At 58.4% G+C, this 10,342-nt stretch carries 9 protein-coding genes; 4 read left to right on the top strand and 5 right to left on the bottom strand.

Annotated features, from left to right (window positions below; all coding sequences use genetic code 11):
- Positions 1-121 precede the first annotated feature (121 nt).
- The 4 genes from Q0650_RS18540 to Q0650_RS18525 form a co-directional block, all read right to left on the bottom strand.
- Positions 122-580, bottom strand: coding sequence for an SRPBCC family protein (locus tag Q0650_RS18540; protein ID WP_298821725.1), 459 nt, complete (start codon positions 578-580; stop codon positions 122-124).
- A gap of 52 nt (positions 581-632) precedes the next feature.
- Positions 633-1,694, bottom strand: a complete 1,062-nt coding sequence (locus tag Q0650_RS18535; protein WP_298821723.1) for a zinc-ribbon domain-containing protein — start codon at positions 1,692-1,694, stop codon at positions 633-635.
- A gap of 34 nt (positions 1,695-1,728) precedes the next feature.
- Entirely contained in the window at positions 1,729-3,006 is a 1,278-nt protein-coding gene (locus tag Q0650_RS18530) for a hypothetical protein (RefSeq protein ID WP_298821721.1), read from the bottom strand.
- An 83-nt stretch (positions 3,007-3,089) separates the two neighbouring features.
- Complete coding sequence (locus tag Q0650_RS18525) at positions 3,090-3,833, bottom strand: VOC family protein (protein ID WP_298821719.1); 744 nt, start codon at positions 3,831-3,833, stop codon at positions 3,090-3,092.
- A 251-nt stretch (positions 3,834-4,084) separates the two neighbouring features.
- Here Q0650_RS18525 and Q0650_RS18520 point away from each other — a divergent pair, with 251 nt between their 5' ends.
- Together Q0650_RS18520 and Q0650_RS18515 are read left to right on the top strand one after the other, a co-directional pair.
- On the top strand, positions 4,085-5,077 hold the full coding sequence (locus Q0650_RS18520) for an MDR family oxidoreductase (protein ID WP_298821718.1): 993 nt from the start codon (positions 4,085-4,087) through the stop codon (positions 5,075-5,077).
- Positions 5,074-5,589: an arsinothricin resistance N-acetyltransferase ArsN1 family A gene (locus Q0650_RS18515; protein ID WP_298821716.1), complete on the top strand. Its 516-nt coding sequence runs from the start codon at positions 5,074-5,076 to the stop codon at positions 5,587-5,589. Before Q0650_RS18520 ends, Q0650_RS18515 begins: the two co-directional genes overlap by 4 nt.
- Positions 5,590-5,675: 86 nt before the next feature.
- Here Q0650_RS18515 and Q0650_RS18510 read toward each other — a convergent pair whose 3' ends face one another.
- Complete coding sequence (locus Q0650_RS18510) at positions 5,676-6,188, bottom strand: hypothetical protein (protein ID WP_298821714.1); 513 nt, start codon at positions 6,186-6,188, stop codon at positions 5,676-5,678.
- Positions 6,189-6,445: 257 nt separating this feature from the next.
- Between Q0650_RS18510 and Q0650_RS18505 the strand changes: the two genes are divergently transcribed.
- Together Q0650_RS18505 and Q0650_RS18500 are read left to right on the top strand one after the other, a co-directional pair.
- Entirely contained in the window at positions 6,446-6,865 is a 420-nt protein-coding gene (locus Q0650_RS18505; protein WP_298821712.1) for a hypothetical protein, read from the top strand.
- A 139-nt stretch (positions 6,866-7,004) separates the two neighbouring features.
- Complete coding sequence (locus Q0650_RS18500; protein ID WP_298821709.1) at positions 7,005-10,304, top strand: EAL domain-containing protein; 3,300 nt, start codon at positions 7,005-7,007, stop codon at positions 10,302-10,304.
- Positions 10,305-10,342: the final 38 nt, after the last annotated feature.

Raw genomic sequence — 10,342 nt, 5'->3', positions numbered from 1 at the left:
CTGCGAACACGGTATCTATGGCGTCAGGCATTCAGGGCAGTTTGGTATCAGTCGCAACCGTATAATGATATAATATAGTGCAGATTTCCACTAACACATGGAGCACATCGCGCATATGTGATCAATGTTCTTCACATACCTGCTGCAACCGCTTCATCTGAACGCCGGCATCGAATTTCATCAGGGGCGCGATAGTCAACGGCCAGATCAGATCGAGACCGGGAACCTTCAAGCGATATTCGATTCGGTTGTGGATCAGGGTCTGATCGCTGCGACCTTGCCACGGCAACCACTGCCAGGCATCAAATCCCTCCCAGAAGCCATCAAACGCCCACAATACCAGTCCGGGCCGCCGATCGGCCACCACATAACCGGCTTCAAGGAGCGGGCCAAGGCCGGTGAGCTGCAACCGCCATGGCGCGCCCACGTCGAATCGCCATCCATCGAGTGGCTCGAACCGAACCGCCAGCGACATCCAGCGTTGCATGAGTGATTGCTCAGTCATCACGCGCTCGACCTGCGCCATCGGCGCATTGACAACGATAAATTCCTCAAGAAGATGGGGAAAAGGAGACTCCACTATGTCACCTCCTCGCTGTTTCTGTTAACGATGCCATCGAGCCGCCGGGCGATCATGAACCATCCGGCAGTGACCAGATCGCGAAGTTATCGAAGTGGACTTCAACCCCACCTTCATCGCGATAGCATGTGGTCGAAACCCCGATGCGTCCGGCGGCAAAGGTGGTATCGCGCAGGTCACCGACCAGAACACCGTTGATAAATAAACGAATCCGGTCACCCTGGCGAATGACACGCAACCGGTTCATCTCACCTATGGTTGTGAACTGGCGAGGATCGCCTTCGGCAAGCGTCACCAGCTCGCCTTCAATCGGAACGGTAAAGAGCCGGTAGTAGTCGATAAAGAATTCAAACTTGTAAAAACCGGTATCACGGCGATGCCCAAAGACCAGACTACAACTGCCATCGCCGCCACCGCGCGCGATACGACAATCTACCTCACTGATAAAATTGGTGAATGAGCTGAGTTCGTAGAGTTCATATGATGTGCCTTTGCCAGTCCAGAACACTTTAAACACGCCGTCTTCGATCAGATCGAGTTCGATCTCCTGGAAGATGCCGGTAAACCAGGCGTTGCGGTTATCGATGAATTCATCGTAAAACACGCGCCGGGACTCGGCAAAAAGCGCATTCACTTCAGCTTCAATGACCAGTGCAGTCTGAGTAAGGGCTTGTGCAGTTTGTGTAGGAGCGCGCAGGGCCTGAGCCTGTGCAGTCTGCGCTTGCGTCGCGCGGGCCAGCGCAGCAGCGCCTATCGGAGTTGGCTGGCCGATCACCCCGCTTAGCGGTGTGGCCGATGGCTGCGGTACGCCGGTCGCAGTTTCCGGCTGGCGCAGCGTGGCAGTTGCAGTGGATGGACTCGCTGTTGTCGCAGAACGATTCGTCAACGCGAAACTAATGCCCCCACCCACAATAACCAGCCCGATCAGCCCGATTGCAATCCAGATCGCGATCTTGCTACCTGTGCGCTGCGGCGCGACGCTGGCCGGCGCCGGCGGTAACGGTGGCATGACCGGTAGCGGTAGTTCCGGAATCCGCGCGCCACAATGAGGGCAAAATCGCTCATCGGCTGCCACCGGCGAACCGCATTGCGCGCAATAGTGTGGATGCGACATATCGTTAACTCCTGGCGAGGGCACCGATCAGGTGTCAGTTGTGTCCTCCGCTTCGCACCCCGGACACGCTCACCCCGGCTACACTGCCACCGGTTACGCTGACCGGCAAGCCGGTGGTAGCGTGATAGTCAGCGGCAACCCGTCGCACCTCATCATCGGCATCACTGCGACCAAACACTACCAGCGTAGCCTGTGTGGTCGCCACCGGCTGACGCGCTCCGAAGATGGCCGGTGAAACAAGCCGGTCAACCAGTGCATCGGCATGCGGATCGGTTAATCCCAGTGCTGCCTGTTCCCAATGGCTTTGGGTCAACAATTCGCCTGTGAGACGCAGATCATCCTCGCGTTGCATGCGGTTGGCGGCGGCGCGTAACAACGCCAGGCCGATTCTGGATCGTTGATGCTCGGCTAACGCAAACGTGGCCAGCGCTGTCAGTGTTACGGAAGGCTGACGCTCACCAGCAAAGATCGTTTCCGTCAACTGATAACGCAAATGATGAAGCACGCCTCTGATCCCAAGATCGGCCAGGGTCGCCTCGGCCTTGCTCTCGCTCACGAGTTGATCAATGCGGGCTAACGCCGAACGCACTCGCGCCAATGGTTGACGCGGCTCATCGCCTGCCCGTATCGTCCATACTGCGCAGCCAGGCGGGAGATGGACGCTGCTGGCGATCTGGGCCGCGCGCGCGTTCACCATCATCGCTTCGCCAGCCTGAGCGCTCACCGCGACCAGTGTTCCAGGCAGTTCGGCGCCGCGGTTGGTCAGCCGAACTAACCCTTCGGCGCAGGTGATTGCCAGCTCGCGCGGCGCTACGTGAATGCTGTAAGCGGTGACAAGGGCCTGCGCGACCGCCACAATCACACTGGCTGCCGGGACCGAAGTGTCACTAAATTGAAGGATGACGCGAGCGCCGCCGCCAAACCGGACAAACTCTTCCCGCATCAGGGCTACCCATGCCATCAGCGCCGGCCCCCACCATGGACTGCGCGGCGGCTGATGGCGATCAATCTCGCCGACCGCGTCAGCATATTCGCGCGGCCCGCCGGGCAGAAAGAGCGCCGTGCAGGGGATCGAGTCGGTGCGCTGACCAACCCGAAACCGGATGATCGGTTCGGGATCAGGTTGGATCGCAACCAGTACCCCGCCTCCGGTTGGCCAGAGCAATGAGAGAAGTCCGGTGTCGGCGACCAGACCGCCGAACAGATCAACCCATCCCGGCGCGCGCACCAGTGTGATCGAACGTTCGCGATCAAAAAAATTGCCGCGCTCGGCGCGCACTCGCTGGCTAAAATGGTCAAAATCGTTTGACATGATGAAAGCTGGTTAGTGAGGGTCGGGTCTTGAAACAAAATGAATGCAAACCTCACTACTCTCACTACTGATGTGTAAAGCGTTTATTGCGCAGCCATAATCGCTGCCCCCAACGTCGCAGAAAGATCGGGAAAGTTCAGGCCGCGCAGCGTGATTGCGCAGATCCCTTCACCGCGCCGCGCCAGTCGATCGAGCACCTGCTGGTCGCCAGAGTCGGGACCGCGCAACACAATTGCGCTTTCACCGAGTGGAATGCGCGCTTCAGCGGGAGCAGCCTGCGGCGTGATGCCGAGCAGAGCAGCATACCGTCCGGCGCTAGCCACCAGATCGGTGACAGCCACGATCACCTCAGCAATCCCGCGCGCACCGTTACTGTGCCCCCAAAAATCGGCATCGGGAACGCGAAAGGCGCGGTCGGTCACATCGCCGCAGAGAAACGGCAGATCAGGACTCGGCGGCCACGCCGTTTCCCAGGCCAGACTCAACCCATCGGGTCGGATACGACCACCGGGAACCGGGCCGTTCATCATCAGACCGCGATCGGCAGCGGCGGCGACTGCAATAGTGGTATTGGTCGGCAGCAGGGCAAAATCGATCAACCCCGGCCCGGCGGCCACATGTCGCCACCAGCGGTGTTCGGGCGCAGCGCGCCGAAAGGCGAGCAACTCCAGATAGGTACCATCGGGGAAGCTAATCAGCGCGTTATGAGTTGCGCCATCGGCATGCTCACCACCAGGAGCAACGACAAAACCGGCTGCGGTATACGCGGCCACTGCCGACGGTAGATGTTCGACAAGAATAACGACGTGATCAAGTGCATGGATCATAATGACTCCGAATGTGATGCGGTCAGGACAGGCAACGGACTAAACTGCTCCTGATCAGGTAGCGACCGTTGTATCGTAGCTCATACACTTGCAGCGCTGCCAGACATACAAACAAATCTTGACAGCTACCGCACCAGATGCATATCCTGACGCCTGATGTTACCACAGCTACCCGGTTTGGCAAAGGCATCTGCATTTATTATAATCGACAGTACAGCAGACAAGCGCTACAGCAGCAAGGGAGCATACCGATGAGCGAAGAACGCTTTACCGCCCTGGTCGTGGAAGAAGGAGCTGATGGCCGGCGAGTCGAGTTCCGCGAGTTGCCGTTAAGCGCACTCCCCTCTGGCGAGGTGTTAGTCAAAGTGGCTTATTCGACGCTCAACTACAAAGATGGCCTGGCGATTACCGGCAAAGGCAAAATTTTGCGCGCGAGCCCACTCGCGCCGGGAATTGACTTCGCCGGCACCGTCGTCGAATCGGCAGATCCGCGTTACCGGCCCGGCGATGAGGTTATCCTCACCGGTTGGGGAGTTGGCGAGCGACATTGGGGTGGTTATAGTCAGTATACCCGTGTCAAAGGCGAGTGGCTGGTGCCGCTACCGACAGGAATGAGCCTGCTGCATGCGATGACGCTGGGTACAGCAGGGTTCACTGCGATGCTCTGCGTGCTGGCTCTCGAACGTCACGGCTTCATTCCCGACCGCGAAGTGCTGGTTACCGGCGCTGCCGGCGGCGTTGGCAGCGTCGCCGTCGCCTTACTGGCAAAAGCCGGTCACAAGGTGATCGCTGCCACCGGTCGCCCCCACGAAGAGGCATATCTGCGCGAACTTGGCGCTAGCGGCATTCTTGACCGGAACGTACTGAGTGCGCCCGGTCGTCCGCTCGAAAGCGAACGCTGGGGTGGCGCCGTTGATACGGTTGGCGGAGCCGTACTCGCCGGAGTGTTGCGCTCGATGGCGATGCGGAGCGCGGTTGCGATCTGCGGCAACGCCGGCGGAGCCGAGTTTACCACTACGGTGTACCCGTTCATTCTGCGTGGGGTAACGATGATCGGTGTCGAGTCGGTGATGGTGCCGCGCGAGGAACGGCTACGGGCCTGGGAACGCATGGCGCGCGATCTCTCGCCAGATCTTCTTGACCGAATGACAACCGTTATCCCGTTTGCCGATCTACCGGCCTACGCCGAGCAGATCACCAATGCCCAGACGCGCGGGCGGGTGGTAGTGGATGTCAACCGATGAGCAGTGTATTCACCCGTTTGGCCACACCGGCTGATGCGGCAGCGATTGCCACCATCTACAATCAGGGCATTGCCGACCGCATTGCCACCTTTGAAACACGCATGCGCACTGCCGACGAGGTGGCGCAATGGTTTGGCAACCGCTTCCCGATTGTAGTCACGGTGGTCAACGACCAGATCGTCGCCTTTGCCGCCACCTTCCCGTACCGGACGCGGGCGTGCTACGCCGGCATCGCCGAGTTCTCGGTGTATGTCGAGCGGGAATGGCGAGGACGCGGCATCGGTCGCCTCACCATGCTGGCGCTGATCGAAGCTGCTGCCCGCGCCGGCTTCTGGAAGTTGCTTTCACGGGTGTTCGTTGAGAATACCGCCAGTCGGGCGATGCTGGCATCGGTTGGCTTTCGCGAAGTGGGGATCTACGAAAAACATGCCCGCCTCGATGGCCGCTGGCGCGATGTCGTCATTGTCGAGCGGTTGATTCCTGAACAGCTCACCAGAGAGGAAGAGAATTAACAGTCAGGCGCCTGTCAGGGCGAGACCGTGTCTCGCCCTGATCTGGTCGGTGGCGCGGCGGTTGTCAACCGGCACCGGTTGAGCCGTCACCCTTCGCGCGCCGGCGCCTGGCGAAAGAAGATCTGGCGTGACCAGGTAGCGATCGTGATCAGCGCCCACCGGATCACACCTTCAGGGCCGGCAGCAAACAGCAACGCCAGCGGCACGCCACTCAACCAAAGCCCCCACTCGGGCGGCGGTTGGCCATCGACTGCAAACATGCCGAAGTAGCGCACACTGTAGCCGTTGAAAATGCCAATCGCTTCCAAGCCCACCACCACCAGCCAGAAGATCACCGCCGTGACGCCCCAGCGCTTTGCCATGCCACCCGTCGGCCACCAGATTAGCTCGATCAGACTGGACAGGAGATACACTACGCCGAGAACAATGATCGTCACATAGCCACTGCTTTGCAACGTTGAGATCATCCAGATCACAAACCGCTGAAAGCCTTCGCTATGGCCGAGCAGCCATGCTGTGATAAAGACATTGCTTTCAAACCACCACCAGCCGGCAAGTGGAAGCAATCCGAGCGCAATGACACTTTTGAGGTGTTGCATAGAGCAGATTCTACCAAATGTAAAAACAGGTCGATATTACCACAAGCCAGACCAGCAACATCTGTGGGTTACCGCGCGCATCAATCTGGCCGACGATGCATGCGCTTGCCAGCGATATTGCTTCGCTAAGCTCAGTATACCCCAACCTGATCTGATATATCTCCGTCAGTGGAGGAAACGACACCGTTTTGATATGGCAGCAAATGCTGGTATAATGACAAAGCAAGGAAGAAATTAGCGCAAGGTGGTAATTGCCTATGTCTGCCATCACCGACACGCTTGATCGCATGTTTGATCGGCTTCTTTTCCTGCCACCGCAACCGGCGGCGCTGCAGTCTGCCGACGAAGATCTTGACGATAGCGCAATTGACGACGTAGTGCCGGCAACACCAGGCGAACGCGCTTTCAGTCTCTCGTTGTTCATTTCGGCCACCCGCTGTACGTTGCAATACGTCTTGTTGCCGATCGTCTTACCGCTCATCGGGCTGACTACCGACATTTCGTTGCCGCTGGTCGTCTTGCTTGATTTGCTGGCCATTGCCATGCTGGTGCGCAGTCTGCGCTATTTCTGGCAAACCCGTCACCCTCGTCGTTTCGACATGCTCCCGCTGTCAAGTGTTATTCTCTTTATCATCCTCTTTTCACTTGGGTTTGATGTCTGGCAACTTTTCACCTGATCCCGATTGGTCGCTGAACCCTGTCGTTCACGCCTTGCCGCCACCGGCAGGCTTTTTTCATTATCATTGCAACGCTCTGCAGTAAACGCGGTATACTTAGCAGCAGCGGCAAACGATCCACACCCGATCTGGCCAGTTTATGACTGACAATCATGTACCCGATCAACCGACACTTCTCAACGGTATAACCACCGCACCACTGCTCGATGCGCTGTTAGAGCATCTCACTGAAATTGTGTTGGTCGTAGCCACCGATGGCACAATCCGCTTCGCCAGCCCATCAGTTCACTCGCTGCTCGGCTACACACCTGCAGAAATACTCCACAGCTCCTTTTCCGATCTGGTGCATCCCGACGATCACCACGCATTGCAGTCACAACTGGCGCGCCTGGAAGCCGGTCAATGTGTACCGAGGCGGGTGCATGCTCGTTTGGGCCACGCTGAAGGTGGTTGGCGCATCTTCGAGCTGTGTTGCTGTAACTATCTGCATCATCGCGCAATTGAGGGATTTATTGTCAGCGGGCGCGACGTGACGGCGCCGCTCGCAGCCGATTATGCGCTGCGAGTGAGCGAAAGCCGTCATCAGCAGGTGCTTGACCTGGCGCCAATGCTGATTATGATCAGCAGTTTTCCCGAAGGCGTGATTCGGTACTGCAACCCCGCCGGCGCGCGTATCTTTGGCGTGGACGATCCGGCTGACCTTATCAACTGCCCGCTCACCGAGTTTCTCGCCGGCGAAGAACACGATCTCTTTTGGCAGCGTCGTCGGGAGTTGCGCGAGAAACGAACACTCACGCCGGCGCGCTTCCGCATTTACGCTCGCGATCAGGTGATGCGCGTGGTCGAGGTGCAAGGTACGCTCATCCAGAGCTTTGGTGAATGGCAGGTCTTGAGTATCGGGTATGAGATTACCGATCGGCTGGAAGCAGAGCGGCAGCTCAATGTGCGAGCGCGGGTATTAGCGCAAATCAGTGAAGCGGTGATTGTCACCGACAGTAGCGGCGCCATCATGTACCTGAACGATATGGCTGCGTATCTGTACGGCGTTCGACCGGAAGCGGTCATCAATCAACCGCTGAGCGTGTTGTTTACTGCCGAGCAATTGCCGCACCCGCGCGCTTCGTCACCGGCGCAAAACGGCGCCGGTTGGCGGGGCGAAATGATTCACCGGCTGCCTGACGGACGCGAACTGATCGTTGACGTGAGCATCGATCCACTCTACCACGATGAGCTGGCAAACGGCGGCACCTTGATTGTCGCGCGCGACATCACCGCGCGCAAGTATACCGAAGAGCGTCTGCGCTTGCTGGAATCAGTGGTGGTACAGACCAATGACGCGGTGTTGATTCTTGATGCCGAACCAATCCACGCGCCTGGCCCGTTCATTCGCTACGCGAACGCAGCGTGTAGCCGCCTGACCGGCTACGCGGTCAACGAACTGATCGGGCGGAGTCTCCGCATTCTTCACGGCCCGGCCACCGATGCGGCAGCGCTGACCGCGCTGTGGGAGGCGATGGAACAACGCCAACCGATACGGTTAGAACTTTTGTACTACACCCGTGCCGGCGAACCCATTTGGGTCGATCTGAGCCTCTCACCTGTAACGGGTGAACACGGACAGACGTCGCACTATATTGCGCTCCATCGTGATATTAGCGCTCAAAAGCTGACAACGTTCCTCGAACATGACCGTTCCGAGATTCTCGCCCTTCTGTTGCAACACGCGCCGACGACTGCCATACTCGAACGGTTGGTCAATCTGATTGAACGGCAACGACCGCACTGGTTAGTCTGGGTTGGCATTGGCAATCAGGCCGCAGCGTGGAGCGAACGGTTGGCTGAAGATGCCGGGCAGATTGCGGCGCGTGTCCCGACATTGATCGCACACCACCAGTCGCCGCCGCATCTCATCGAACTGCACGGTTTCTGGGAACAGTTCCACCAGTATGGTGTGCAGCGTGGATGGGTCTGGCCGCTGCGCAACACCAACGGCGCCCTCATCATTTTGTGCCCGCAAACCGGCTGGATGCATGAGCGTGATCAATCCTTGCTGCGCATCACTGCCGAACTCTTCTACCTCATCGCCGAACATGCCCAGCTCAACGCGCAACTGCACTATCAGGTGCGCTACGATGCGCTGACCGGCCTTCCCAATCGCCATCTGTTGCAAGAACGGATCGAACTGGCGCTGCGCGATGCGCGCGAACGACGTCATAGTGTCGCGCTGCTCTTTATCGATCTCGATGGGTTTAAACAGGTGAATGACTCGTTAGGGCATCCCATCGGTGACCGGTTTCTCAAGCATGTCAGTCAAGCGTTTGCGGCATGTGTTCGACCGCAAGACACCCTCGGTCGCATGGGGGGCGATGAGTTTTTGCTGGTGATGCCCGATCTGCCCGACGCCCGCCTGGCGGATATTGCCGCACAACGGCTGCTTGATGCACTTCAGACGCCATACGTCCATGAAGGGCAAGAATTACGCCTCACCGCAAGCATTGGCATCAGCCTGTTTCCGCGCGATGGGGTCGATGTGGTAACGCTGCTCAAAAACGCCGATAGCGCGATGCACCGCGCAAAGGAACTCAAACGCAGCGGCTTTCTCCATTACCGGCCTGAACACAGTCGCCGCGCTCATACCCGCCTCGCGCTCGAAGCGCAATTGCGTCGCGCCATTGAACGTCATGAATTAGCAGTCTATTACCAGCCCCAATACGATCTGGTCAGCGAGACGATCACCAGCGTCGAAGCGCTGGTGCGCTGGAATCATCCGCAACGCGGCTCGATTCCACCTGGTGAGTTCGTGCCGATTGCAGAACAGAGCGATTTAATTATTGAGCTTGGCTCCTGGGTCTTGCGCGAGGCGTGCCGGCAGGTCATGGCCTGGCATCAGGCCGGGTACCCGCTGCTGCGCATCAGCGTTAACATCTCGGCGCGTCAGTTGCTGCGGCCAGAATTCGTTGCCGAAGTGGCGGCTGTCCTCAATACGACCGGTCTCCCTGCGCCGTACCTCGAACTCGAAATTACCGAAGGCGTCATGCTCGATGACCCGATCTACGCCGCGCGCCAGATCGATCAGTTGCGCCAGATGGGCGTGCGGATTGCGCTCGATGATTTCGGCACCGGCTATTCATCGCTGGCGTATCTGCGTCAGCTTCGCCTCGATGCGCTCAAAATCGACCAGGCGTTTGTGCGCGCAATCGATGAACAGAGTCATGTGGTGACCAACAGCCGGGCCTTGTTGCGCGCAATTGTCAATCTGGCCCATAGTCTCGGCCTCGCCGTGATCGCTGAGGGCGTTGAGAGCGAGCAGCAACGCGCGGCACTCGTCAGTATGGGTTGCGACGTGTTGCAGGGATACTTGATCGCGCAGCCAGTGCCTGCCGATGAGGTGTGGCCGCTGATTATGCATTCGCAAGGCAAACGGTTATTGACCGATTGAGAGAAATATGTGCCGTTGCGAGCGCATATCCGTTAACA

It is taken from the genome of uncultured Chloroflexus sp., from assembly GCF_937129525.1.
Classification (GTDB): domain Bacteria; phylum Chloroflexota; class Chloroflexia; order Chloroflexales; family Chloroflexaceae; genus Chloroflexus.
This window is presented reverse-complemented; position numbering and strand designations above follow the sequence as displayed.

What these genes read in the sequence shown, in the direction of transcription:
- Q0650_RS18505 (WP_298821712.1), top strand. Translation starts at nt 6,446, where the DNA reads ATGTCTGCCATCACCGACACGCTTGATCGCATGTTTGATCGGCTTCTT.
- Q0650_RS18525 (WP_298821719.1), bottom strand. Translation starts at nt 3,833, where the DNA reads ATGATCCATGCACTTGATCACGTCGTTATTCTTGTCGAACATCTACCG.
- Q0650_RS18510 (WP_298821714.1), bottom strand. Translation starts at nt 6,188, where the DNA reads ATGCAACACCTCAAAAGTGTCATTGCGCTCGGATTGCTTCCACTTGCC.
- Q0650_RS18530 (WP_298821721.1), bottom strand. Translation starts at nt 3,006, where the DNA reads ATGTCAAACGATTTTGACCATTTTAGCCAGCGAGTGCGCGCCGAGCGC.
- Q0650_RS18500 (WP_298821709.1), top strand. Translation starts at nt 7,005, where the DNA reads ATGACTGACAATCATGTACCCGATCAACCGACACTTCTCAACGGTATA.
- Q0650_RS18515 (WP_298821716.1), top strand. Translation starts at nt 5,074, where the DNA reads ATGAGCAGTGTATTCACCCGTTTGGCCACACCGGCTGATGCGGCAGCG.
- Q0650_RS18520 (WP_298821718.1), top strand. Translation starts at nt 4,085, where the DNA reads ATGAGCGAAGAACGCTTTACCGCCCTGGTCGTGGAAGAAGGAGCTGAT.
- Q0650_RS18535 (WP_298821723.1), bottom strand. Translation starts at nt 1,694, where the DNA reads ATGTCGCATCCACACTATTGCGCGCAATGCGGTTCGCCGGTGGCAGCC.